Below are 24,980 nucleotides of genomic sequence, written 5' to 3' on the forward strand. Positions count from 1 at the left end.
GCACCCACGACCCGGGGCGAGGACCCCAGGAAGGGCCTCATGATCCTGCTCTTGTCGACCTCGGACACCGACCTGCTCTCCGCTCGCGCGAGCGGGGCCGACTACCGCCTGGCCAACCCGGCCCGGCTGCCGTTGGACGACCTGCCCGGCCTGCTGGACGGCGCAGACGTCGTCGTGGTGCGGCTGCTCGGCGGCCGTCGCGCGTGGGAGGAGGGGCTCGACGCGCTGCTCGCCGGGCCGCGCCCCGTCGTGGTGCTCGGCGGTGAGCAGGCCCCCGACGCCGAGTTGATGGAGTGCTCCACCGCCCCGGCGGGCGTGGTGGCCGAGGCGCACCGGTACCTGGCGTTCGGTGGTCCGGACAACCTGCGTGAGCTTGCCCACTTCCTGTCCGACACGCTGCTGCTGACCGGCACCGGCTTCGCCCCGCCGGTCGAACTGGCGCCGTGGGGCCACTTCGAGCGCGCTCCCCGCAACACCGAGGGGCCGCGCGTCGGCGTGCTCTACTACCGCGCCCACCACCTCGCCGGGAACACCGCGTTCGTCGCCGCCCTGGCCGACGCGGTCGAGGACGCGGGCGGCGTCGCCGTGCCCGTGTACTGCGCGTCGCTGCGCACCGCGCCCCAGGAACTCCTCGCCGTTCTGGGCACTCTCGACGCCCTCGTCGTCACGGTCCTCGCCGCGGGCGGCACGCTGCCCGCCGCCGCGAGCGCGGGCGGCGACGACGGCGCGTGGGACGTCGGCGCGCTCGCCGACCTCGACATCCCGATCCTCCAGGGCCTGTGCCTCACCTCCGACCGGTCGGCCTGGGAGGAGAGCGACGACGGTCTGTCGCCTTTGGACACCGCGACCCAGGTGGCGGTGCCCGAGTTCGACGGTCGGATCATCACTGTCCCGTTCTCCTTCAAGGAACAGGACCGCGACGGCCTGTCCGTCTACGTGCCCGACCCCGAGCGCGCCGCCCGGGTCGCGGGCATCGCCGTCGCGCACGCCCGCCTCCGGCACACCCCGCCCGCCGAGCGCCGCGTCGCCCTCATGCTCTCGGCCTACCCCACCAAGCACTCCCGCATCGGCAACGCCGTCGGCCTCGACTCCCCGGTCAGCGCTATCCGCCTGCTCAACGCACTACGCGACGCGGGCTACGACCTCGGCGCGGAAGACGCCCTTCCCGGTCTCGCCGCGGACGACGGCGACGCGCTCATCCACGCCCTCATCGAGGCGGGCGGCCAAGACCCCAACTGGCTCACCGAGGCCCAGCTGACCGGCAACCCCGTGCGCATCGGGGCCGCCGAGTACCGCGCCTTCTACGACACCCTCCCCGCCGACCTGCGCGAGTCCATGGAGGAGCACTGGGGACCGGCCCCCGGCGAGCTGTTCGTCGACCGCTCCCGCGACCCCGAGGGCGAGATCGTGCTCGCCGCGCTCCAGGCGGGCAACGTCGTGCTGATGGTCCAACCGCCGCGCGGGTTCGGCGAGAACCCCGTCGCCATCTACCACGACCCGGACCTGCCGCCCAGCCACCACTACCTGGCCGCGTACCGGTGGATCGCGGGCACCTTCGGCGCGCACGCCATGGTCCACCTGGGCAAGCACGGCAACCTCGAGTGGCTGCCCGGCAAGAACCTCGGCCTCTCCGCGTCCTGCGGCCCCGACGCCGCGCTCGGCAACCTGCCGCTGATCTACCCGTTCCTGGTCAACGACCCCGGCGAGGGCACGCAGGCCAAGCGCCGCGCGCACGCCACCCTCGTCGACCACCTCGTCCCGCCCATGGCCCGCGCCGAGAGCTACGGCGACATCGCGCGCCTGGAGCAGCTGCTCGACGAGCACTCCAACATCGCCGCCATGGACCCGGCCAAGCTGCCCGCGATCCGCGCGCAGATCTGGACCCTCATCCAGGCCGCCAAGCTCGACCACGACCTCGGCCTCGACGACCGACCGCACGACGCCGAGTTCGACGACTTCCTGCTGCACGTCGACGGCTGGCTCTGCGAGATCAAGGACGTGCAGATCCGCGACGGCCTGCACACCCTCGGGGACGCCCCCACCGGCCCGGCCCGGGTCAACCTGGTCAACTCGATGCTGCGCGCCCGCCAGATGTGGGGCGGGCAGGCCGCCGCGCTGCCCGGCCTGCGCGAGGCCCTGGGGCTCAACGAGGACGGCTCCGAGCGCCGGACCCGGGTCGACGAGGTCGACGCGACGGCGTTGGCGCTGGTCCAGGCCATGGAGGACGCGGGTTGGGGCGACGCGCGTCCGGTCGTCGAGTCCGTGCTGGGTCGCGCGGACGAGGCCGTTACGGAGGTGCTGACCTTCGCCGCCACCGAGATCGTGCCGCGCCTGGCCCGCACCACCGACGAGATCGGCCACGTGCTGCACGCCCTCGACGGCGGCTACGTCCCGGCCGGTCCCAGCGGTTCCCCGCTGCGCGGCCTGGTCAACGTGCTGCCCACGGGCCGCAACTTCTACTCCGTCGACCCGAAGGCCGTGCCGAGCAGGCTCGCCTGGGAGACCGGCTCGGCGATGGCCGAGTCGCTGGTCGCCCGCTACCGCGCCGACACCGGCGAGTGGCCGCGCTCGGTCGGCCTGTCGGTGTGGGGCACCTCCGCCATGCGCACCTCGGGCGACGACATCGCCGAAGTGCTGGCGCTGCTGGGTGTCCGCCCGGTGTGGGACGAGGCGTCCCGGCGGGTCAGCTCGCTGGAGGTCGTGCCGCTGGCCGAGCTGGGACGGCCGCGCATCGACGTCACGGTCCGCATCTCCGGGTTCTTCCGCGACGCCTTCCCGCACGTGGTCTACCTGATCGACGACGCCGTGCGCCTGGTCGCCGGGCTGGACGAGTCCGAAGAGGACAACTACGTCCGCGCGCACGCCACCGCCGACGCCGAGCGCGGCGAGCGCAGCGCCACCACGCGCATCTTCGGGTCCAAGCCCGGCGCGTACGGGGCGGGTCTGCTGCCGCTGATCGACAGCCACAACTGGCGCGACGACGCCGACCTCGCGGAGGTCTACGCGGTCTGGGGCGGTTTCGCCTACGGCCGCGACCTCGACGGCGTCGCGGCCCGCGCGGACATGGAATCGGCGTACCGGCGGATCAACGTTGCCGCGAAGAACGTCGACACGCGCGAGCACGACATCGCCGACTCCGACGACTACTTCCAGTACCACGGCGGCATGATCGCCACGGTCCGCGCGCTCACCGGCCGCGCGCCCGCCGCGTACATCGGCGACAGCACCCGCCCCGAGTCGGTCCGCACCCGCTCGCTGGCCGAGGAGACCAACCGCGTCTTCCGCTCCCGCGTGGTCAACCCGCGCTGGATCGAGGCCATGCGCAGGCACGGCTACAAGGGCGCGTTCGAACTGGCCGCGACCGTCGACTACCTGTTCGGCTACGACGCCACCACCGGAGTCGTCGCGGACTGGATGTACGACAAGCTCGCCCAGACCTACGCGCTGGACGAGGAGAACCGCAAGTTCCTCACCGAGTCCAACCCGTGGGCCCTGCACGGCATCGCCGAGCGGCTGCTGGAGGCGGCCGAGCGCAAGATGTGGGCCGAGCCGGACCCCGCGACGCTGCAGGCGTTGAAGGAGCTGTACCTGCAGGTCGAGGGCGACATCGAGGCCGGGAGCGAAGAACGCTAACCAGCCAGTGAAGGCATCCGAACTGGTCCCGCCCACCCGCGGCGGGCCAGGCTCGGGGGCATGTCACTGCTGGTACCGCTGATCACCCCGTTCACCGCCGACGACCGCGTCGACACCGCCGCGCTGGCCCGGCTGGCCCGCGAGGTCCTCGACGACGGCGCGGACGGCCTCGTCGCGCTCGGCACCACCGCCGAGGCCGCCACGCTGACCCCGGACGAGCGCGCCGCCGTCCTGGAGGTCTGCGCGGCGGCGGGTGCGCCGCTGGTCGTCGGCGTCGGGTCCAGCGACACCGCCGCGACCGCCCGCGCGCTGGAGGCCCTGCCCGCGGGCGTCACGGGGGCGCTGGTGCCGGTGCCGCCGTTCACCCGACCGTCCCCCGACGGCGTCGTCGCCCACTTCGCCGCGATCGCGGGCCTGGTTCCCCTGATCGTGTACAACGTGCCGCAGCGCACCGGCACCGTCCTGTCCGTCGAGACGCTGGCCCGGCTCGCCGCCATCCCGGGTGTCGTGGGCCTCAAGCACGCCGTGCCCGTCCTCGACGCCGACGCCGTCGCGTTCCTCGCCGACCGGGAGGACTTCGCCGTCTACGCCGGTGACGACGTCCTGGCGCCCGCGCTGCTGGCTCTCGGCGCCGACGGCGGCATCCTGGCCTCGGCGCACGTCCACACGCGCCGGTGGGCCGACCTGGTCGGCGCGTGGCGGTCCGGCCACCAGGCTCGCGCGCTCGGTCACCGGCTGTCCCGGCTCGCCGCCGCCCTCTTCGCCGAACCCAACCCGGCCGTCATCAAGGCCGTCCTGCACGCCGAGGGCCGTATCGCTACACCTGCCGTACGGCTGCCGTTGCTGCCCTCCTCCTCCGAGGCGCTGGCGCGCGTGACCGCCGAGACGGCCCTACCGTGGCCGCGGGAGGGGTTGACCGCGCTCCGCGCCGGGTAAGACCCAGGCGACTGAACGCACCGAGGAGGGTTGGGTTGTCCAACGACGTCATCGAGCTGATCCTGGCTGACCACCGCCGCTTCGAAGACCTGTTCCGGAAGCTGCGGGACAACTCCCAGGACCGCCCGGCCGCACTGCGCGAGCTGGCCCGGCTGCTGGTCGCGCACGCCGAGGCTGAGGAGTCCGAGGTCTACCCGGCGCTTCGCCGATTCCACGACGTCGACGACCACGAGGTCGAGCACGGCGCGGAGGAGCACGCCGAGGGCCACCAGGCGCTGCTCGCCCTCATGGAACTCGACGGTCCCGAGTCCGACGACTGGGACGACAAGCTCGAAGAGCTGGTGAAGGCGATCAACCACCACCTCGACGAGGAGGAGCGGACGATCCTCAACGCGGCCCGCGACACCGTGCCCGAGCAGCGGCGCGCGGAGCTGGGCGCGAGGTTCGTCGAGGTGCGCGACGAGCGCGTCGCCGCCGGGTGCGGGGACCTCGCGCACGTGCGTGAGCTGGTGGAAGCGACCAAGGACCGCGTGGACTGATCTTGAGGAAGGACGTGGAGCGATGATCCTGCGCAGGCTCGCCCGGCCCATGCTCGCCGCCATCTTCATCAGCGGCGGCATCAACGCGCTGCGGTCCGCGGAGGCCCACGCGGAAGCCGCGAAACCGCTGCTCGACCCGCTCGCCGAGCGCTACGGCGACAAGCTGCCCGGCCAGGTGCCGACTGACCCGGTGACGCTCGTGCGCATCGACGGCGCGGTCAAGGTCGGCGCGGGCATCGCGCTGGCCCTGGGCAAGTTCCCCCGGCTGGCGGCGCTCGCGCTGTCCGGCAGCCTGGTGCCGACCACGCTGGCCGCGCACCGGTTCTGGGAGGAGAAGGACCCGGCGGTGCGCCAGCAGCAGCAGATCCACTTCGTGAAGAACGTCAGCCTGCTCGGCGGGCTGCTGATCGCGGCCGTCGACACGCACGGCAAGCCGTCGGTGGCCTGGCGGGCGCGGCGGGCCGGCCACGACCTCGGGGACTGGATCTCCGACACCGGTGGCCACGTCGGCCACGCGGTCGCCGTCGCGCCGCGCAAGGCGCGCAAGGCCGTGGTCGGGGTGCTGCCGGGCTGAGGCGGGAATCACCGGGAGCGGCTGGTTGTCCACCTTGGTGGATAGGTTTGTGCCAGTCGCTCCCTGGAGGTGTTCGTGACCGTGCCCGCCGAGTCGGCGATCCGCCGTGCCCTGCGCCGCGCCCGCGACGGTGTCGCGCTGGACCGGACCGAGGCCGAGGTCCTGCTGCACGCGCGCGGTCCGCACCTGGCGGACCTGTTCGACACCGCGTCGCGGGTGCGGGACGCGGGCCTGGTCGACGCGGGACGACCGGGTGTGATCACGTACTCCCGCAAGGTGTTCATCCCGCTGACCCGGCTCTGCCGCGACCGGTGCCACTACTGCACGTTCGCGACCGTGCCGGGCAGGCTGCCCGCGTCGTTCCTGAGCCCGGACGAGGTGCTGGAGATCGCCCGCCAAGGCGCGGCGCTGGGCTGCAAGGAGGCGCTGTTCACCCTCGGTGACCGGCCGGAGGACCGCTGGTCCGCGGCCCGCGAGTGGCTGGAGGCGGCGGGCTACCCGGACACGCTGTCGTACGTGCGCGCGATGGCGATCCGGGTGCTGGAGGAGACGGGACTGCTGCCGCACCTGAACCCGGGTGTGCTGGGGTGGCAGGACTTCCAGCGGCTCAAGCCGGTGGCGCCGTCCATGGGGATGATGCTGGAGACGACGTCGACGCGGCTGTGGTCGGAGCCCGGCGGGCCGCACTACGGGTCGCCGGACAAGGAACCGGCGGTGCGGCTGAGGGTCTTGGAAGACGCCGGGCGCTCGTCCGTGCCGTTCACCACCGGGGTGCTGATCGGCATCGGGGAGACCCTGGCGGACCGCGTCGAGTCGCTGTTCGAGATCCGCCGGGTTTCCCGCCAGTACGGCGGGATCCAGGAGGTCATCATCCAGAACTTCCGCGCCAAACCGGACACCGCGATGCGCGGCATGCCGGACGCGGAAGCGGAGGAACTCGCCGCGACCGTCGCTGTGGCCCGGGTCGTGCTGGGTCCGCGCGCCCGCGTCCAGGCACCCCCCAACCTGATCGGCGGCGAGTTCGACCTGCTGGTGCGCGCCGGGATCGACGACTGGGGCGGCGTGTCGCCGCTGACCCCGGACCACGTGAACCCCGAGCGCCCGTGGCCGCAGATCGAGACCCTGGCGGAGCGCACGGCGGCGGCCGGGTTCCGGTTGGCGGAGCGGCTGACGATCTACCCGGAGTACCTGCGCGAGCCGTGGCTGGACCCCCGGTTGGCGGCCCACGTGTCGGCGTTGGCCGATCCGTCGACGGGGTTGGCCGTCGAGGACGCCCCGGTGGTCGGGCGGCCGTGGCAGGAGCCCGAGGTCGCCCTGGTGGACTCGGGTCGGACCGACCTGCACGCGTCGATCGACACCGTCGGCCGCACCGCGGACCGCCGGGACGACTTCGACTCCGTCTATGGTGACTGGGAAGAACTACGCGGCCAGGTCGCCGCCCCCGCTTCCGCGGTCGGCTCCGGCGGCGCCATCCGCCCCGAATTCCTCACCGCGCTGCGCCACGCCGAGAGTTCTCCCGCCGGACTGTCCGATTCGGACGCGTTGACCCTGCTGTCGGCGGGCCCCGGCCCCGAGATCGAGGCCCTCGCCTCCTTCGCCGACGCCCTGCGCCGAGACGCGGTCGGGGACGAGGTGACCTACGTCGTCACCCGGAACATCAACTTCACCAACGTCTGCTACACCGGCTGCCGCTTCTGCGCCTTCGCCCAACGCCGCACCGACGCCGACGCGTACACGTTGTCGTTGGCGCAGGTCGGCGCCCGAGCCGAACAGGCCTGGGGCGTCGGTGCCACCGAGGTCTGCATGCAGGGCGGGATCCACCCGGACCTCCCGGGAACCGCGTACTTCGACATCGCCGCCGAGGTCCGCAAACGAGCCCCGGGCCTGCACGTCCACGCGTTCTCCCCGATGGAGGTCGTCAACGGCGCCTCCCGGACCAATCTGTCCATTGAGGACTGGCTTACCGCCGCCCGAGAAGCAGGCGTGGACTCGCTCCCCGGCACGGCCGCCGAAATCCTCGACGACGACGTGCGGTGGATCCTGACCAAGGGCAAACTCCCCACGGCCACGTGGATCGAGGTCGTCACCACGGCCCACCGTCTGAGCATCCCGACCACATCCACAATGATGTACGGCCATGTCGACACCCCGGCTCACTGGGTGGCACACCTCAAACTGATCGCCTCCCTCCAGTCGGAAACCGGCGGCTTCACCGAGTTCGTCCTGCTGCCCTTCGTCCACACGAACGCGCCCCTGTACCTGGCAGGAATCGCCCGCCCCGGCCCCACCCACCTGGAAAACCGCGCCGTCCACGCCCTGGCCCGGATCCTCCTGCACGGCAAGATCTCCAACATCCAAACCAGCTGGGTCAAACTGGGCGACCAGGGAGTGGTCGACGTCCTCCGCGGCGGCGTCAACGACCTGGGCGGCACCCTCATGGAGGAAACCATCAGCCGCATGGCGGGCAGCGACAACGGCAGCTACAAAACCATCGCCGACCTCGAAGTCCTGGCCACCGCCGCGGGCCGCCCCTCCCGCCAACGAACCACCACCTACGGTGAAGTCCCACCCGAACGCCGCACCACTGCCCTAAACCACGACGGTGTCTGGCGCCCGACCCTGCTGCCGTTGACAACGTAACGCCGTACGGGACCGCCGCGATAAGTTGATCACGCCCGGCGGTCCCGACCTCCTCACCCGGTTGTTCCCCTACGGCGTGGTGGTCGCGGTCACCGCCGTACTCCTCTTCGCCACCCGGCGCTTCCTGGGTGAATACCTCAAGAAGTCCGGGGCCAGTGCCTTCGAGCGCTCGTCCCGCTGGTACTCGCGCCGGGCCAAGTTCGGCAGGCGCCTGGCCAGCCGCTACGCGGAGGTGGTCGAACAAGACTTCTCCCGCCACGCCATGGGCTTCGTGATGGACGCGGTGGTCGACATCGACCAGGGCAAGTCGATGCTGCTGAAGAACTCGATGCTGGTCTGGGCGCGCCAGGTCCGCGCGGGCCGCGCCGCCAAGGTGCCGGTCTTCCTCGAACTCCACCGCTGCACCGGGTCCACCGACACCCTCGTTGACCTCATCGTCGCCGAGCGCGCCCGGTCCCGGGTCGACCGGGAGGGTCGCCCGGACCGCATCCGGGACCTGACCCTGCGCGGCCTCCGCGACGGCGCCTTCGCGCTGTTGCTCGACGGCCTCGACGAAGTGGGCCGCGACGACCGGCAACGAGTCTTCGCGGCCCTGCTCGACATCGCCCGCGAGTACCCGGGGTGCCAGTTCATCGTCACCTGCCGGGACGTGGTCTACCAGGGCCAACCGATGGGCGCGGGCTTCGCCCACGTGGTCCGGGTGGCCGAGTTCGACGACGCCGCGGTCATCCGGTTCCTGGGCAATTGGCGCGGCCTGGCGGACCGCGCGGAGGTCGCCGAACTGTTCACCAGCCTGCGCAACAACCCGGCGCTGATGCGCGTGGCGCGCAGCCCCCTGCTGCTGACGATGATCGCCTACCTGCACACCGAGGTCTTCACGAAATCGGGCAGGCGCCTGCCCACCTCCCGCTCGGCCTTCTACCAGGAGGCGATCACCCACCTGCTCGGCCGCGACACCGACCTCGGCCGCGCCGGTTCCCTGGCGGTCTACGAGGTGGGGGAGAAGCTGGCTGTGCTGCAACAGGTCGCGCTGCGGTCGATGGTGTCCGCCGACCGCCTCACCATCACCCGCCGCGACCTGGAGGCCACCACCAGGGAACTGCTGCCCGACCTCGACCTCGACGCGGGCCTCGCCAAGAACGTCCTCGACGAGATAGTCACCCGCAGCCAGATCATCACCGCCACGGACAAGAGCCGCACCGCCTACACCTTCCGCCACCTCACGCTGCAGGAGTACCTGGTCGCCGCCGAACTCGCCGGTGCCCCGGACGACCTGTTGGCCCACTACGCCGCCGATCCCCCGGCTTGGCGGGAGACGGTGAAGCTCTGGTGCGGCACCACCACCCGCGACTGCACCAGGGTCGTCGCCGAGATCTTCGGCGCCGCGGACCCGGCTCGGCGGGTTCTGGCCCTTGAGTGCCTCGCGGAGGCCCAGCGCGTCGACCACGACTTCGCCGACCGGGTGATCGAACACTTCGCGGGCAGCCTCGGGCAGGGGGATCCCCATCGAGAGGCCATCATCGCGGCCCTCGGTTCGGTCGCGGCGGACAGCCGACCTCGGGGTCGGCGGGTGATGGCCCTGCTCTCCGACTTGGCCGCGGCCGGTGGCCGGGCCAGGGTGGACGCCATGCTCGCCCTCTCCGCCTCCGGGCGCGTGGAGGCCGCGCACACCCTGGGCGGGAGCGGGCGCGGACGACGACGCGCGAGCCGCGTTGCGCGGAATGGGGGAGTTGGCGTTGCCCGCCCTGACCGCCCAGGTCACCCGGGGACAGCTCTGGGCGGTCGACGACCTCGCGGTGGTGGGCACCCCCGCGGCGGCGGACGCGCTGGTGCGGGTGATCTGGACCAACGACTGGACCGCGCACCGCGCGGCCTGGCGACTCGCCGAGTTGATCAAGGCCCCGCTCATCGAGCGGCAACTCGGCCTCTGCACACCGCCCGCGGCAGCCGAGCCGCGGATGACCTGGGTGTGGCAGCCGTTCGCCGCTGGGCGCCACGACCCCCTGCTGGTGATCTGCGGTCGGATCGCGGACCTGGTGCGCGCGGCCCCGCCCGGTCCGGAGGAGATCAGCGCGGACCAGCGCCTGGCCATCCCGATCGCGGTCGATTCGTTGCGCCGCAACCAGGGTGACAACGGGCAGCGGCCGACCGGAGACGACCACCGGCGCTGTGTCGCGCTGCTGGACGATCGGGTGAGAGCGGCCTTCGACCGGGAAACTCGCGGCCCGATCCCCACCTCGGAGATCAGGATCGCGGACTGGTCGAAGACGCGGGACACCAGGCCGCCAGGCGGGGGCGCGCGGGTCGCCGCGTTCCTGGTCCTGGCGCTGTTGGGCGCAGCGGCCGGATTCCGCTTCCTGGCGAACGTCAGCGTCGACCCGGCACTGGGTCCACTGTGGTTGAACTACCTGTTGCTCGGCGTTGGTGTGGCCGCCGTCCTGGGCGCGACCAAGATGAGCGGGATGCACATGTTCTCCCGACTCCTCCTCCTGACAGGCATGGGCGCCCTCCCGGGGCTGTGGCTCGTGGCCATCGTCGAGGGGGAGTACAGCCACGCGCTCGCTGGGGTCTCGCTCGCGACGGTGGCGATGCTGGTCACCGCCGTCGTTCTCCTCCTGGAGGCGGAAGAGCGGGAGCTGCCCCGGTTCAACGTGTTCCGCAGGTGCTTCGACGCGGCCGAGATCCAGGTAGGGGACCGGACCTCGGTCATCGGCGACTGAGTCAGGCGGGTTTGGCTTCCGGGCTCTCGGTGGAGAAGGTGATCACCACGCACAGGGCCAGGGCCGTGACGTGGGCCACCAGGAGCGGCCAGCTGACGCCGAGGGGTTCTTCCTCCGCCGCCGGGAAGATCAGCGCCACCAGGTCGTAGACCGTGAAGCCGAAGAAGGCCAGGCCGAGGATTTCGGCGAAGATCCGGCGCAGCGGCGGGTGGAGGGCGGCCACCAGTGCGAACGCGCCGAAGGCCAGGTGAAGGACGGCGGCCAGTGGGTTGCCGAAGGCGCCTACCGTTCCGTCGTCCGAGGCGCCGGGCATGATCGTGGCGCCGGTGGCGTAGGTGATGATCGCGATGGTGATCAAGCCCGCCGCGAGGAAGAGGCACTCCGCGGCACCCGCGACCGGGTGGGCTTGGTGGTGGCGCTGGGTGGGGACTAGTCGGAAGTGGTGGGCGTGGGTCGACATGGCTCCTCCCGAGGTGTGCTCTGGCTCACCCCGGCGTACCCGGCCCCGACCCGCGCAAACTGCGACCGCGCCGGCGGCGCTGGCGGCGCGGTGCACGGATCGATCTACTCTCCCGCCGCCTGCCAGCCCAGCAGAGCCGCGCCGACCCGGCCCGCGTCCTGGCCAAGGGCGGCTCGGACGACCTCCGGTCGCCGCTGGAACTTGAGGCGGCTGAGGAGTTCGTCGCGGACGGGCCCGACGAGAGCTTCACCCGCTTCAGCGACACCGCCGCCGATGACGATCACCGCGGGGCCGAACAGGGTGACCGCCATCAGCAGGGCGGTCGCCAGGGCGTCCACGGCGTCCCGCCAGACGGCGCGGGCGTCGGGGTCGGTCGCCAGGAGCGCGGCGACTTCGGCGGCGTCGGCGATGGTGCGGCCGGTGCGCTCGGCGTAGCGGCGGGCGAAGGCGGGCGCGGCGGCCAGCGTCTCCAGGCAGCCGCGGGTGCCGCAGCCGCAGACCGCGCCACCCGGGTCCACCACCACGTGGCCGATCTCACCCGCGTAACCGGACGCGCCCAGCATGCGGCCGTCCACCTGGACCGCCGCGGCGATGCCCGTGCCCAGCGGCAGGAACAGCGCGTCCGCGGCGCCCTTGCCCGCGCCGACGGTGAACTCCGCGAGACCGCCCGTCCGCACGTCGTGGCGCACCAGCAGGGGCACGCCGGTCGCCTCGACCAGCCGGTCGCGCAGCGGGACGTCCACCCAGCCCAGGTTCACCGCCGCCCGCACCAGGCCCAGGTCGTCGTCGACGATGCCGGGCACCGCGATGCCCGCGCCCACCACGTCGTGGCCCTCACCGAGGCGGTTGACGAGCTCGGCGATCTGCGCGACGTCGACGGTCTCCCCGGTCCGTCTGGTCGGCTCGCGCAGCACCTCGACGGCGCGCAGGTCCCGGTCGACCAGTGCCGCCTTGATCGAGGTGCCTCCGACGTCCACGGCGACCACGTGCCGCTCCGCTGTCATGCGTTTCCTTCCCCTGAGGCCGGTCAGTGCGCTCGAATCTGCTCGCACGCGCCACGAATACTGCGTGATCGGTCAGCCGATGCCAAGCCTGTCGGTCGTTGAATGTGCCTCGACGGGGCGATACTTTGCAACGCCGCGCATGCGCGCGGGGAACGCGGAGGTGGCGACGGGTGGACCGGTACGAGCGGCTGAGCGCGCTGCTGGACATGCTCGGTCAGCGCGGCAAGGTCGACGTCGACGACTTGGCTGGCGAGCTCGACGTGAGCTCGGCGACGATCCGCCGTGACCTCGACCACCTCGCCGAGCAGCAGTTGCTCACCCGCACCCGCGGCGGCGCGGTCGCCAACAACGTCGCGTACGACCTGCCGCTGCGCTACAAGACCGCCCGGCACGCCTCCGAGAAGGAGCGCATCGGCAAGGCCGCCGCGGCGATGGTGGCGCGCGGCGGCGTCGTCGGCCTCAACGGCGGCACGACCACCACGGAGATCGCCCGCGCCCTGGCCATCCGCCCGGATTTCAGCCAGACGGATGAACCGGCACTCACGGTGGTCACCAACGCGCTGAACATCGCCAACGAACTCGCCGTTCGCCCGCACGTGAAGATCGTGGTCACCGGCGGTGTCGCGCGGCCCCAGTCGTTCGAGCTGAGCGGCCCGCTGGCCACCCGGATCCTGGACGAGATCACCCTGGACGTCGTGTTCCTGGGTGTCGACGCGATCGACCCGCTGCACGGCGCCTACGCGCACCACGAGGGCGAGGCCAGCATCAACCGCCTCATGGCCGAGCGCGCGCGGCGGGTGGTGGTCATCGCGGACAGCTCGAAGCTGGGTAGGTACGCGTTCGCCCAGATCTGCCCGGTGTCGGCGGTGCAGCTGCTGATCACCGACTCCGCCGCGCCCGCCGACGCCATCAAGGCGTTCCGCGACGAGGGTGTCGAGGTCCGCACGGTCTAGTCGGCACGGACACCTGTGCCCGGTGAGGATGCCTCCGGCCCCCGGAATCAATTTTGCCGGCGCACCGACAGAACCGGAGGATCGACGGCGGGGCTGTGCACAACTCGCGGTCTTGGGGCGAGAGGGGCGGGGTGTGGTCCGATCAGGGCCTGGGGGCGGGGTTGCCGCTGGTGGGTGAGGTCGGCGAGGCGCGGGGCGGCTCGATCGGGTGAGCGGCCACGGGTGCCGCGCCGAGGTCGCGTCGGTGGTGGGGTGGTCGTTCAGCCCGGGTCGACGGCGGCGGTGCGGATCTTGGACATCGCCGCGCCCACCGAGGTGAGTTCGTCCGGGGACAGCACGTCGACGACCAGGCGGCGGACTTCGAGGACGTGGTCGCGGGCCGCGGCCTCCAGGACGGCGCGGCCCTTGTCGGTCAGCGAGGCGTGCACGCCCCGCCGGTCCTCCGGGCAGGCCGAGCGGACCACCAGGTCGGCGCGCACCATCCGGTCGACCGTCTGGGTGACGCGGGCCCGGGAGTGGCTGACCTGCGCCGCGAGCTCCGACATGTGCAGGTGTCCCTCGGACAGGTGCACCAGGATCTCGTACTCCGCCAGCGTCAACCCGTGGGTGTCGCGCAGGTGGCGGTCCACCCGTGCGAGTAGTCGACCTGCGCCCTCGACCAAGGCGCGCCAGGCTCGTTGTTGCGCGGGATCCAGCCACGGTGTCACCACCGCAGTCTAGGCACCCCGGGCCACTTGTTGACACGACAACTACGGCGGGCTAGGGTTCGACTAGTTAAGCCATTAACTACTTGGAGGACACGGTGAGCGATCAGGTCAAGGTCGCGGTCATCTACTACTCGGCCACCGGCAGCGTGCACGCGCTGGCCTTGGCCGCCGCCGACGCGGCGACCGGGGAGGGCGCCGAGGTCCGCCTGCACAAGGTCCGGGAACTGGCCCCGGACGCGGCGATCCAGTCCAACGAGGTCTGGGCGGCGCACGCGGAGCAGACCGAGTCCGTGCCGGAGGCGTCGATCGACGACCTCGAGTGGGCCGACGTCATCCTGCTCGGCAGCCCGACCCGCTTCGGCCTGCCCGCCGCGCAGGTCAAGCAGTTCATCGACCTCGCGGGCCCGCTGTGGGCGCAGGGCAAGCTGGTGGACAAGATCGCGTCGTCGTTCACCTCCACCGGCACCGCGCACGGCGGCCAGGAGACGACGATCACCGCGATCAACAACACCTTCTACCACTGGGGCGCCATCATCGTCGCGCCCGGCTACGCCGACCCGATCCAGTTCAAGTCCGGCAACCCCTACGGCACCAGCCACATCTCCAACAACGGCGCCAACCCGCCGGGGGAGACCGAGCTGGCCGCGATCGCCTTCCAGGCCCGCCGCGCCGTCCAGGTCGCCGCCCGGCTCAAGCGCGGAACCCAGGCGTGACGCTCTCCGGCACCCAGGTCGGCGAACTCGCCGCCGCCCGCGACCGCCTGCGGACCGAGCTGATGGTGGCGCGGGCGGACCGCCCCGCCAGCACCGCGCGCGGCATCCACCACACGGCGCTGCTCTCGGGTGACGTCCGTCGGACGGTCGAGTTCTACCAGGGCGTCCTCGGGTTCCCGCTGACCGAGGTGCTGGAGAACCGCGACTACCCGGGGTCCACGCACTTCTTCTTCGACGTGGGCAACGGCAACGCCATCGCCTTCTTCGACCTGCCCGGCCTCGACCTCGGCCCGTACGCCGAGGTGCTGGGCGGGCTGCACCACCTCGCGGTCTCCCTGGAGCCGGAGCAGTGGCACGCCGCCCGCGCCCGCCTGGACGCGGGGGGCGTGCCCTACCTCGAGGAGAGCGGCACGTCGCTCTACCTCACCGACCCCGACGGCGCCCGCATCGAACTCATCGCCGACCCCCTCGGCGAGATGTACGGGGAGAAAGTGACATGACGGCTGTGATCCCGGGCGTCGACCTGCGCCGCGCCACCGACCGCTTCGCCACCGACATCGGCTGGCTGGACTCCAAGCACTCCTTCTCCTTCGGCCGCCACCACCACCCCGACAACACCCACTTCGGCCTGCTGCTGGTCAACAACGACGACGTCGTCACCCCCGGCTCGGGGTTCGAGACGCACCCGCACCGGGACATGGAGATCGTCACCTGGGTGCTGCGCGGCGCGCTGGTGCACCAGGACTCCGAGGGGCACAACGGCATCATCTACCCGGGCCTGGCCCAGCGGATGAGCGCCGGGACGGGCATCCTGCACTCGGAGAAGAACGACTCCTGGCGGCTCTCCGGCGGCCCGCGGCACGACGACCCGGTCCACTTCGTCCAGATGTGGGTGGTGCCGGACGAGGCGGGCAAGGCGCCCGGCTACGAGCAGTTGGAGATCGACGCGGAACTGCTCGGCGGCGGCCTCGTGCCGGTCGCGTCGGGGATGGCCGAGCACGCGGGGGAGTCGGCCATCACCATCGGCCAGCGGCACGCCGCCCTGTACGCGGCCCGGCTGGCCCCCGGCGGTTCGGTGGCGTTGCCGGACGCGCCGTTCGTGCACCTGTTCGTCCCCCAGGGCGCGGTGACGCTCGAGGGCAGCGGCCTTCTGTCCACAGGGGACGCCGCCCGGATCACCGCCACCGGCGGCCAACGCGTGACCGCCGGACCCGAAGGCGCCGAGATCCTCGTGTGGGAGATGCACGCCACACTCCGGATCGGCTGAGCCCGCGCGTGGGCGGCACCCCCTCCGCCCACGCGCTTCCCCTTATGCGGTGGACGTTCTCCACACCCGCCCCCTAGCGTTCGCCCCATGACAGAACGACGCGCCATCCTCAGCGGCTCGACCTTCGAGGAACGGATCGGCTACGCCCGCGCCGTGGTGGACGGCGACCGGGTGCACGTGTCCGGCACGACCGGCTTCGACTACACCACGATGACCATCGCCGACGACGTGGTGGCCCAGGCCGAGCAGTGCCTGCGCAACATCGCCGCCACGCTCACCGAAGCGGGCTGCGGCTTCGCCGACGTGGTGCGGGTCCGGTACCTGCTGCCGGACGGCGCCGACTTCGAGCCGTGCTGGCCGGTCCTGCGGGAGTGCTTCGGGGAGGTCCGCCCCGCCGCCACCATGTTCGTGTGCGGCCTGATCGACCCCCGCGTGAAGATCGAGATCGAGGTGGACGCCCACCGCCCCACCGAGTAGCCCGCGCCGATCGCTGTCCGCTCCGGGCCATGTGGATAACTCGCGAGTAGCGGAGTGTGGGCGCGCTGACGGGGGCGGGTTCGGGTTAGCCGAGGAGGTCGATCAGCGGGGCCAGGGTGGCGCGGTGCATGCCCGGCGTGCCCAGGGCGATCTCGTTCGCCTTGGCGCGTTTGAGGTAGCGGTGGGCTGGGTGTTCCCAGGTCATCCCGATGCCGCCATGCAGTTGCACGCATTCCTCGGCGGCGCGGACCGCGACAGTGGCGCAGAGGGATTGGGCCAGGGAGACGGCCACGGCGGTGTCGACGCCGGTGGTCAGGGCGTCGGCGGCGTTGCGGGCGGCGGCTCGGGCCAGCACCAGCTCCTGCCACAGGTCCGCCAAACGGTGCTTCACCGCCTGGAACGAACCCACCGGACGCCCGAACTGGACCCGTTGGCGCACGTACGCGACCGTCGTGTCGAGGCACCACTGCGCCACCCCCACCTGCTCCGAAGCCAGGATCCCCGCACCGACCAGCAGGGCCCGCCGGACGGCGTCCAGGCCCGCGAGTCGGGTACCGGGGGCGGCGGAGAACTCCAGGTCGGCAACCGGGCGGGTCTCGTCGAGCGACGGCACGGGGGACACCCGCACATCGGCCGCCTCGACCAGGTACAGCCCGTTGTCGGCGGGCACCAGGAACCGGTCGGCCGCCGCCGCGTCGGCCACGCTCCGGATGGACCCGGTCAGGCCCCGCACCCCGACGACCGCGCCCCACGACGACAGCGGCACCGCCAGCACCGGCGTCCCCGACAGCGCCAGCCGAACCTCCGGTGTGTCCCCCGCGTGCAGCAGCGCCGCCGTGGCCAGCACCGCGCTGCCCAGGAACGGCACCGGCGCCACCGACGCCCCCAGCTCCTCCGCCACCACGGCCACCTCCCGGTAGCCCGCCCCCTGCCCGCCCAGCCCCTCCGGCACCGGCAGCGACGTCACCCCCAGGCCGACCAGCTCCCGCCACAGCCCCGCGCCCGCGCGGGCGGTGAGCAGGGCGCGGACGCTCGAGCGCAGGTCTTCCTCGACCTCGCTGTACCGCAGGTCCGGCTCGGTCATCGCGGGAGGTCCTTCCACGGCAGGTCCTTGTCGGCCCGGGGTTCGGCGGGCAGCCCGAGGACGCGTTCGGCGATGATGGTGCGCAGGATCTCGGAGGTGCCGCCCTCGATGGAGTTGCCCTTGGCGCGCAGGTACCGGTAACCGGCACCCCGCCCCAGGTAGTCGACGTGCGCGGGGCGGCGCTCGGTCCAGTCGTCGTAGCGGAGGCCGTCTTCGGCGAGCAGTTCGACCTCCAGGCCCGACAGGGCTTGGGCGATGCCCGCGAACGCCAGCTTCATCGCCGACCCCTCCGGGCCCGGCGACCCGGTCCGCAGCCGGATCCCCGCCAGCCGCAACGCCTCCGCGCGCACCCACAGGGCCACCAGCCGGTCGTGCAGGTCCGGGGTGCGGCGGTCGGGGTTGTCCCGCCACGTCCGCGCGACGACACCGACCATCCCGCCCTCGCGCGGCACCGGCCTGCCGCCGATCGCGACGCGCTCGTTCATCAGGGTGGTACGCGCTACCCGCCAGCCATCGCCCACGTCGCCCAGGCGGTCCGTGTCGGGGACGCGGACCTCGCTGAGGAACACCTCGTTGAACTCGGCCTCGCCGGTGATCTGGCGCAGGGGGCGCACGTCGACACCGGGGGCGGTCATGTCGCAGACGAAGTACGTCAGGCCCGCGTGCTTGGGCACGTCGGGGTCGGTGCGGCCCAGCAGGATCGCCCACCGCGCGTTGTGCGCGGACGACGTCCACACCTTCTGGCCCGTCACCACCCAGTCGTCACCGTCGCGGCGCGCCCGGGTGGCCAGCGCGGCCAGGTCGGAGCCCGCGCCGGGTTCGCTGAAGAGCTGGCACCACACCTCCTCACCGGTCCACAGTGGACGGAGGAACCGCCGCCGCTGGTCCGCCGTGCCGTGCGCGAGGATCGTGGGGGCCGCCATGCCCAGCCCGATGCCGATGCGCCGCGGGTCGTTGTCCGGTGCCCCGGCGGCCGAAAGCGCCGCGTCCACCTCCCGCTGCGCCTCGCGCGGCGCGGCCAGACCGCCCAGGCCCTCGGGGAAGTGCACCCACGCCAACCCGGCGTCGAACCGCGCGCGCAGGAACGCCGCGCGGTCGGTGGTGGCCGGGTCGTGCGCGGCCACCAGCGCCGCCACCCGGTCGGTCCACTCGCTCATCACGCCTCCAGTTCAGGGGACCAGCAGGACAACGGCCTCCGCGACGCACCCCGGTCGCGTCGACCCCTCGACCTCGACGGTGTAGGCGAACACGGCGATCACCCCGCGCCGGTCCGCCGCTGCCGACCGCAGTTCCACGCCGACCCGCACCCGCGACCCGACCCGCACGACCCCGGGGAACCGCACCTTGTTCAGCCCGTAGTTGACGCCCATCGAGAAACCCGCGAACCGGTAGACGCCCCGCCCGAGCGCGGGCAGCAGCGAGAGCGTCAGGTACCCGTGCGCGACCGTGCCGCCGAACGGGCCGTCGGCCGCCCGCTCGGCGTCGAGGTGGATCCACTGGTGGTCCCCGGTCGCGTCGGCGAACGCCCGGACCCGCTCCTGGGTGACCTCGACCCACTCACCGAACCCCAGGTGCGTCCCGACCGCCGCGGTGAGCGCGGGCAGCCCGTCGAACACGATCACGGCGTCAGTCCCTCGGCCCGCCCGCGACGTAGATTACCTGCCCCGACACGAACCCGGCCTCCTCGCTGACCAGGAACGCCGCGACCGCCGCCACGTCCTCCGGCTGCCCGATCCGCCCGACCGGGATCGCCGCCGCCGCACCCGCCTTGAAGTCCTCGAACGGTATCCCAACCCGTTCCGCCGTGGCCGCGGTCATCTCCGTCTCGATGAACCCCGGCGCGATGGCGTTGGCCGTGACCCCGAACTTGCCCAGCTCGATCGCCAGGGTCTTGGTGAAGCCCTGCAGCCCCGCCTTCGCGGTCGCGTAGTTCGACTGGCCCCGGTTGCCGAGCGCGGACGTGCTGGACAGGTTGACGATCCGCCCGTACCGCTGTTCGGTCTGGTACCGCTGCACCGCCCGGGTCATCAGGAAGGCGCCCCGCAGGTGCACTCCGATCACCGAGTCCCAGTCGTCGTCGGTCATCTTGAACAGCAGGTTGTCGCGCAGGATGCCCGCGTTGTTCACCAGCACCGTCGGCGGGCCGAGCCGCTCGGCGACCTCCGCGACCGCCGCCTCGACCTGCTCGGCGTCGCGCACGTCGGCGCCCACCGAGATCGCCGTGCCGCCCGCGGCCTCGATCGCGGCGACTGTCGCCGCGCCCGCGTCGACCGTGAGGTCGACCACCGCGACGGCGAACCCGTCGCGCCCCAACCGCACGGCCACGGCCGCGCCGATCCCGCGTCCCCCACCAGTCACCACCGCGATCCGCCGCGCCACCGCTCACCTTCCGCCTGGTCCGGACCTCATCGAGCAAGCACCCGGAACCTACCGCCGGAGCGGGGTGGTGGGGTAGCGGTTCGCGGGAGGAAACTCACCAACCGGGTGGCCCCGGTTGTTCCCCTAGGGGGTCGCTGGCTCGCCTAGGGGACCGACCCAGGTCGAAGATCCGGGTTGAGACCTGATTCGCCGGGGCCGCCGCGCTGACAACCTTCTCCCCAACACACGTTGAGTCCATTTCGTCCAGTGGGGGGAAATCCACTATGGCTAGGCAGATGTTCACCGTGCGGGTCGCGAGGTGGAGTGCTGAGCACCCCTGGCGATCCATCGCCGCGTGGGTGGTGTTCGTCGCGTTATGCATCGGCGTTGGGGGCGCCGCGGGGACCAAGACGGCCGACTTCGACGACAACGTCAAGGGCGAGTTGGCGGTCTACCAGCAGATCGTCGACGACGCCGGGTTCGACCGGCCGTCGACCGAGAACGTGCTCATCACCGCCCGCGAGGGCACCCTCGACCCGGCCGAGGGCGCCGCGGTCGCCGCCGAGGTCCAGCAGCGCATGGGCGCGCTGCGCGAGGTCGCGAAGGTCAGCGACCCGGTCCCGTCGCCCACGGGCACTGCGACGCTGGTCAGCGTCGACATCGCCGGTGACCGCGACACCGCGGACGAGCGCGTGCAACCGCTGCTCGACGCGACCGCCGCGGTCCAGGCCGCGCACCCGGACCTGCGGGTCGAGCAGGTCGGCGGCCAGTCGCTGAAGAAGGCGCTGTCGGACACCGTCGGCAAGGACTTCCAGCGGGCCGAGCTGATCAGCCTCCCGGTCACCCTGCTGATCATGCTGGTCGCCTTCGGCGCGATCATCGCCGCGGGCGTGCCGGTGCTGCTGGCCATGTCCGCGGTCGGCGCCGCGATCGGACTGTCCTCGCTGGCCTCGTACCTGGTCCCGGCCTCGGACAACACCTCCAGCATGATCCTGCTGATCGGCATGGCCGTCGGCGTGGACTACTCGCTGTTCTACGTGCGCCGCGAACGCGAGGAACGGGCCAAGGGCCGCACCCACCTCAGCGCCGTCGAGGTCGCCGCCGCCACCTCCGGTCACGCGATCGTGGTCTCCGGCATCGCCGTCGTGGTCGCCATGTCCGGCATGTTCGTGGCCAACGACGCCATCTTCTCCTCGATGGCCATCGGCTCCATCCTGGTCGTGCTGGTCGCCGTGCTCGGCTCCATCACCGTGCTGCCCGCGCTGCTGGCCAAGCTGGGCCGCTGGATCGACAAGCCGCGCGTCCCGCTGATCTGGCGGCTCGCCGCCCGCTCCAACGGCGAACCCCGGGTGTGGAAGGCGATCCTGCGCCCGACGCTGCGCCGCCCGGCCGCCGCGCTGCTGATCGCCGTGCTGGGCCTGCTGGCGCTGGCCTACCCGGCGCTGTCGATGAAGCTCAACTCGCCGTCCGAGGCGGACCTGCCGCGCAGCATCCCGATCATGCAGTCCTACGACCGGATGACCGAGGCGTTCCCCAGCACCGGCGCCGTGCACGCCATCGCGGTGCGCCTCCCGGCGGACAAGGTGGCCCAGGGCGAGGCCGCGGTCACCGCACTGACCGACCGGATCAAGGCCGACCCGGCGTTCGCCCACGACCGCGAGCCGGAGGTGACCCGGGCCAAGGAGGGGCGGATCGTGCTGATCAGCGCGCCGATCCCGGTCACCGCCAACGACCCGGCCGCCGACTCGTCGCTGACCTGGCTGCGCACCACCGCGCTGCCGCAGACCATCGGGACCGTCGCGGGCGCCGAGTTCGCCGTCAGCGGCCAGACCGCGGGGGAGAACGACTTCGTCGACTCGATGAACGAGTCGCTGCCGTGGGTGATCCTGGTCGTGCTGGTGCTGACGTTCATCATGATGACCTGGACGTTCCGCGCCCCGATCATCGCGCTGTCGTCGATCGCGCTGAACATGCTCTCCGCCGGTGCCGCCTACGGCGTGCTGGTCCTGGTGTTCCAGAACACCTGGGCCGAGGGGCTGCTCGGCTTCACCTCGACCGGCGGCATCACCGCGTGGCTGCCGCTGATGCTCTTCGTCGTCCTGTTCGGACTGTCGATGGACTACCACGTGTTCGTCGTCAGCCGGATCCGCGAGGCGCGGCTGGCCGGGCTGGACAACCGCGCCGCGGTCGCCAAGGGCATCACCTCGTCGGCCGGTGTGGTCACCAGCGCCGCGGTGGTCATGGTGGGCGTGTTCTCCGTGTTCGCCACGCTGAGCACCATCGACATGAAGCAGATGGGCGTCGGCCTGGCCACCGCCATCCTGCTCGACGCCACCCTGATCCGCGCGGTCGTGCTGCCGTCGCTGATGGCGGTGCTCGGTGAGCGCAACTGGTGGACGCCGCGCTTCCTGCGCCGCGAGGACGGGCTCGTCCCGGTGTCTGCGGAGGAGGAGACCCGCCAGCTCGACCCGGTTGGCTGAGTCCACTTCGGATGTCCGATCCGGACAGAGGAACGCCCCGCTCCGATGAGGAGCGGGGCGTTCGGCCCGTGGTGGGAGGAATCGGGCTCCCTCGTGGTTACCGGTGCACGTGGCGACGGCCCTTGACACCGGAAACCAGTGCCACGCCGATCGCCGCCAGGCCGACCTGGAACGCGATCTCGATCCAGTCGATGCCGTCCGTGGTGGCCACCCCGACGGCCCGCGCCAGCGCGGTGCCCAGCAGAGCCGCCACGATACCGACCACGATGGTCAGCCAGATCGGGATCGACTGCTTGCCGGGAACCACCAGGCGTCCCAGGGCGCCGACGATCAATCCGATGATCAGCGCGGTGAAGATGCCGGTGACGGTCATGACCTCTCCTAGCCTGTCGGTGGGGCCCCTATGGGTCTCGCTCACCCGGTAGATACCCCGTTTCGCGGGCACTCACGCATGGGCCAGGTCACGGTTCGGCGGCACGGTCCCGACCGGACACGCCCCCACACGTGTCACCAGCTCCGGAGCGCCTCCGCCGTGGCGGTGTCGGCGGGGAAGAACGACTCGATCGCCAGTTCCGCGACGGTGATGTCGACCGGCGTGCCGAACGTGGTGACCGTGCTGATGAACGCCAGGTCCCCGGTCGGGCCGCGCATCCGCAGCGGGATCACGACGTCGGCGGTGTGCGGGTCCAGGTCCGACACGGGGTCGTCGCACGGGTACGCGACGAGTTCGTCGTGCAGGTCGGTCAGCGCCGCGTCGGCGGTCAGCGCGATCTGCGCCCGCAACCGGGCCAGCAGGTGCGCCCGCCACGCGCCCAGGTTGGCGATGCGCGGCGCCAGGCCGTCCGGGTGCAGGCTCAGCCGCAGCACGTTCACCGGCGGCACCAGCAGCCCGGGCGCCACCCCCGCCAGCAGCGGCGCCAGCCCCGAGTTGGCGTCCAGCAGGTGCCAGCCGCGGTCCACCGCCACCGCCGGGTACGGCTCGTGCCCGGTCAGCACCTGCCGCACGGCCGCGCGCACGGCCACCATCCGCGGCGAGTCCAGCGGCTCCGCGCCGAACACGGGCGCGTACCCGGCGGCCAGCAGCAGGTGGTCGCGCTCCCGCAGCGGCAGGTCGAGGGTGTCGGCGAGCAGCAGCACCAACTCCCGGCTGGGCGCGGACCGACCGGTCTCCACGAAGCTCAGGTGCCGTGCCGAGATGTCCGCGCGCAGCGCCAGCGCCAGCTGGCTCAGCCGCCGCCGCTCGCGCCACCCCCGCAGCAGGGTGCCTACCGAGCTCTCGCGGGAAACCGACCGGGTCATGCCTCCACACGCTACGGGCGGCCCGATCGCCGGGCGATTACCCGGGAGGTAATCCAGACTGGTGGGCATGCGCTACGCCGACCGCGCGGAGGCCGGTCGGGTGCTCGCCGGGCACCTGGCCCACCTGCGCCGCGCCGACCCGGTGGTGCTGGGCCTGCCGCGCGGCGGGGTCCCGGTGGCCGCGGTCGTGGCCAGGGCGCTCGCCGCCGAGCTGGACGTGGTGCTGGTCGCCAAGGTCGGCGCCCCCGAGTCCCCGGAGCTGGCCGTCGGCGCGGTGGGGGAGGGCGGGGTCGAGGTGCGCGCCGACCGGGTGCTGCGCCTGCTGGCACTGTCCTGGTCGGACGTGACCGGTGTGGCCGAGCGGGCCCGGGCGGCGGTGGCCGACAAGGCCGCGCGGCTGCGCGGTGGCGCGCCGCCACGCGGGTTGGTGGGCCGGGTGGCGGTCGTCGTCGACGACGGGGTGGCGACCGGGTCCACCGTCGAGGCCGCCATTCGGGTGGTGCGCGGCCTGGGCGCCGCGTGGGTCGTGCTGGCGGCGCCGGTGGCGCCCGCGTCGACGCTGGCGCGCCTGCGCGAGATCGCCGACGAGGTGGTGTGCCCGCTGGCGCCGCGCGAGTTCACCGCCGTCGGTGCCTTCTACGACGACTTCACCCAGGTCACCGACGCTGAGGTCCGCGCGCTGCTCGATCGCTAGCGCCGCAGGGCGAAAACCGTCTCGGTTATCGCTTTCGTTCACCGGCTTGACGATTGCTCGATGGTGACCCCGGAGTCGGCCACGGCGGGCCCCAGCAGCTCCACGATGCGGTGCAGCGACGCGGGCGGGTTGCGCAGCACCAGCCTGCTGTCGCCGGGCAGCGTGCCCGCCGCGCGCAGCAGGGTGATCACACCGGACACGTCGATGAAGTCGAGTTCGGCGAGATCCAAGTGGACGTCACCCGAGGCCTGGCGGCACAGCGCCAGCAGCAGCTGCTCGAAGTCCGGGCGGGTCCGCAGGTCGGCGGGACCGGTGAACCGGGGTGCGGGGGACGGGTCCACGCTCGGCGCGGACACCGGTGGCTGCTCAGCGATCGCGGCCACCACCCCGGGTGCCGCGGTACGGCTCGGCGGTCGGGTTCGCGCGACGGGGCGACCTCGTG

24 protein-coding genes are annotated in these 24,980 nt (G+C 72.4%); 14 read left to right on the top strand and 10 right to left on the bottom strand.

The features are described 5' to 3' along the window. Window positions 1–39: 39 nt before the first annotated feature. From cobN to CLV40_RS00715, 7 genes are all read left to right on the top strand, one after another. Window positions 40–3,633, top strand: a complete 3,594-nt coding sequence (gene cobN, locus CLV40_RS00685; RefSeq protein WP_104475873.1) for a cobaltochelatase subunit CobN — start codon at window positions 40–42, stop codon at window positions 3,631–3,633. 60 nt (window positions 3,634–3,693) lie between these two features. Continuing rightward, entirely contained in the window at window positions 3,694–4,569 is an 876-nt protein-coding gene (locus CLV40_RS00690) for a dihydrodipicolinate synthase family protein (RefSeq protein ID WP_104475875.1), read from the top strand. 35 nt (window positions 4,570–4,604) lie between these two features. Beyond that, window positions 4,605–5,108: a hemerythrin domain-containing protein gene (locus CLV40_RS00695; RefSeq protein WP_104475877.1), complete on the top strand. Its 504-nt coding sequence runs from the start codon at window positions 4,605–4,607 to the stop codon at window positions 5,106–5,108. A 22-nt stretch (window positions 5,109–5,130) separates the two neighbouring features. Then, entirely contained in the window at window positions 5,131–5,682 is a 552-nt protein-coding gene (locus CLV40_RS00700; protein ID WP_104475879.1) for a DoxX family protein, read from the top strand. A gap of 99 nt (window positions 5,683–5,781) precedes the next feature. After that, window positions 5,782–8,322 carry a bifunctional FO biosynthesis protein CofGH gene (locus tag CLV40_RS00705; protein ID WP_425428221.1) on the top strand — a complete coding sequence of 847 codons (2,541 nt, stop codon included), beginning with the start codon at window positions 5,782–5,784 and terminating at the stop codon, window positions 8,320–8,322. A gap of 25 nt (window positions 8,323–8,347) precedes the next feature. Then, the gene (locus CLV40_RS00710) at window positions 8,348–10,453 is read left to right on the top strand and encodes an NACHT domain-containing protein (RefSeq protein ID WP_104475883.1); all 2,106 of its coding nucleotides are present in this window, start codon (window positions 8,348–8,350) and stop codon (window positions 10,451–10,453) included. 61 nt (window positions 10,454–10,514) lie between these two features. Continuing rightward, window positions 10,515–11,042: a hypothetical protein gene (locus CLV40_RS00715; RefSeq protein WP_146107868.1), complete on the top strand. Its 528-nt coding sequence runs from the start codon at window positions 10,515–10,517 to the stop codon at window positions 11,040–11,042. Window position 11,043: 1 nt separating this feature from the next. Here CLV40_RS00715 and CLV40_RS00720 read toward each other — a convergent pair whose 3' ends face one another. Next, window positions 11,044–11,502, bottom strand: a complete 459-nt coding sequence (locus tag CLV40_RS00720; protein ID WP_104475887.1) for a hypothetical protein — start codon at window positions 11,500–11,502, stop codon at window positions 11,044–11,046. 104 nt (window positions 11,503–11,606) lie between these two features. Further along, window positions 11,607–12,506 (bottom strand): ROK family protein, encoded by a 900-nt coding sequence (locus CLV40_RS00725; protein ID WP_104475889.1) that lies wholly within the window; start codon window positions 12,504–12,506, stop codon window positions 11,607–11,609. A gap of 170 nt (window positions 12,507–12,676) precedes the next feature. On the opposite strand from CLV40_RS00725, the gene CLV40_RS00730 reads away from it, so the two are divergent. Next, complete coding sequence (locus tag CLV40_RS00730) at window positions 12,677–13,459, top strand: DeoR/GlpR family DNA-binding transcription regulator (RefSeq protein WP_104475891.1); 783 nt, start codon at window positions 12,677–12,679, stop codon at window positions 13,457–13,459. Window positions 13,460–13,719: 260 nt separating this feature from the next. Here CLV40_RS00730 and CLV40_RS00735 read toward each other — a convergent pair whose 3' ends face one another. Further along, window positions 13,720–14,166: a MarR family winged helix-turn-helix transcriptional regulator gene (locus CLV40_RS00735; RefSeq protein ID WP_219823866.1), complete on the bottom strand. Its 447-nt coding sequence runs from the start codon at window positions 14,164–14,166 to the stop codon at window positions 13,720–13,722. Window positions 14,167–14,261: 95 nt separating this feature from the next. Between CLV40_RS00735 and wrbA the strand changes: the two genes are divergently transcribed. The 4 genes from wrbA to CLV40_RS00755 all read left to right on the top strand — a co-directional run bounded on the left by wrbA (window position 14,262) and on the right by CLV40_RS00755 (window position 16,623). After that, window positions 14,262–14,879, top strand: a complete 618-nt coding sequence (gene wrbA, locus CLV40_RS00740; RefSeq protein WP_104475895.1) for an NAD(P)H:quinone oxidoreductase — start codon at window positions 14,262–14,264, stop codon at window positions 14,877–14,879. A 62-nt stretch (window positions 14,880–14,941) separates the two neighbouring features. Continuing rightward, window positions 14,942–15,379 carry a VOC family protein gene (locus CLV40_RS00745; RefSeq protein ID WP_104476708.1) on the top strand — a complete coding sequence of 146 codons (438 nt, stop codon included), beginning with the start codon at window positions 14,942–14,944 and terminating at the stop codon, window positions 15,377–15,379. Then, the gene (locus tag CLV40_RS00750) at window positions 15,376–16,146 is read left to right on the top strand and encodes a pirin family protein (protein WP_104475896.1); all 771 of its coding nucleotides are present in this window, start codon (window positions 15,376–15,378) and stop codon (window positions 16,144–16,146) included. Before CLV40_RS00745 ends, CLV40_RS00750 begins: the two co-directional genes overlap by 4 nt. 87 nt (window positions 16,147–16,233) lie before the next feature. Next, complete coding sequence (locus tag CLV40_RS00755; RefSeq protein WP_104475898.1) at window positions 16,234–16,623, top strand: RidA family protein; 390 nt, start codon at window positions 16,234–16,236, stop codon at window positions 16,621–16,623. A gap of 85 nt (window positions 16,624–16,708) precedes the next feature. On the opposite strand, the gene CLV40_RS00760 is transcribed toward CLV40_RS00755, so the two are convergent. The 4 genes from CLV40_RS00760 to fabG are packed head-to-tail and all read right to left on the bottom strand — an operon-like array spanning window position 16,709 to window position 20,086. Then, window positions 16,709–17,707, bottom strand: coding sequence for an acyl-CoA dehydrogenase family protein (locus tag CLV40_RS00760; protein ID WP_104475900.1), 999 nt, complete (start codon window positions 17,705–17,707; stop codon window positions 16,709–16,711). After that, window positions 17,704–18,864 carry an acyl-CoA dehydrogenase family protein gene (locus CLV40_RS00765; protein ID WP_104475901.1) on the bottom strand — a complete coding sequence of 387 codons (1,161 nt, stop codon included), beginning with the start codon at window positions 18,862–18,864 and terminating at the stop codon, window positions 17,704–17,706. Before CLV40_RS00765 ends, CLV40_RS00760 begins: the two co-directional genes overlap by 4 nt. A gap of 12 nt (window positions 18,865–18,876) precedes the next feature. After that, window positions 18,877–19,329, bottom strand: a complete 453-nt coding sequence (locus tag CLV40_RS00770; RefSeq protein WP_104475903.1) for a MaoC family dehydratase — start codon at window positions 19,327–19,329, stop codon at window positions 18,877–18,879. A gap of 4 nt (window positions 19,330–19,333) precedes the next feature. Beyond that, on the bottom strand, window positions 19,334–20,086 hold the full coding sequence (gene fabG, locus CLV40_RS00775) for a 3-oxoacyl-ACP reductase FabG (RefSeq protein ID WP_104475905.1): 753 nt from the start codon (window positions 20,084–20,086) through the stop codon (window positions 19,334–19,336). Between the two features lie 263 nt (window positions 20,087–20,349). On the opposite strand from fabG, the gene CLV40_RS00780 reads away from it, so the two are divergent. Continuing rightward, complete coding sequence (locus CLV40_RS00780; protein WP_104475906.1) at window positions 20,350–22,545, top strand: MMPL family transporter; 2,196 nt, start codon at window positions 20,350–20,352, stop codon at window positions 22,543–22,545. Window positions 22,546–22,642: 97 nt separating this feature from the next. On the opposite strand, the gene CLV40_RS00785 is transcribed toward CLV40_RS00780, so the two are convergent. Then, entirely contained in the window at window positions 22,643–22,918 is a 276-nt protein-coding gene (locus CLV40_RS00785) for a GlsB/YeaQ/YmgE family stress response membrane protein (protein ID WP_104475908.1), read from the bottom strand. 134 nt (window positions 22,919–23,052) lie between these two features. Beyond that, the gene (locus tag CLV40_RS00790; RefSeq protein WP_104475910.1) at window positions 23,053–23,844 is read right to left on the bottom strand and encodes a helix-turn-helix domain-containing protein; all 792 of its coding nucleotides are present in this window, start codon (window positions 23,842–23,844) and stop codon (window positions 23,053–23,055) included. A gap of 67 nt (window positions 23,845–23,911) precedes the next feature. Here CLV40_RS00790 and CLV40_RS00795 point away from each other — a divergent pair, with 67 nt between their 5' ends. Beyond that, window positions 23,912–24,538, top strand: a complete 627-nt coding sequence (locus tag CLV40_RS00795; protein ID WP_104476710.1) for a phosphoribosyltransferase — start codon at window positions 23,912–23,914, stop codon at window positions 24,536–24,538. 38 nt (window positions 24,539–24,576) lie between these two features. On the opposite strand, the gene CLV40_RS37655 is transcribed toward CLV40_RS00795, so the two are convergent. Next, window positions 24,577–24,894, bottom strand: a complete 318-nt coding sequence (locus CLV40_RS37655) for an STAS domain-containing protein (RefSeq protein ID WP_181043247.1) — start codon at window positions 24,892–24,894, stop codon at window positions 24,577–24,579. Between the last annotated feature and the right edge of the window lie 86 nt (window positions 24,895–24,980).

Source organism: Actinokineospora auranticolor (assembly GCF_002934265.1).
In the GTDB taxonomy this organism is placed as follows: domain Bacteria; phylum Actinomycetota; class Actinomycetes; order Mycobacteriales; family Pseudonocardiaceae; genus Actinokineospora; species Actinokineospora auranticolor.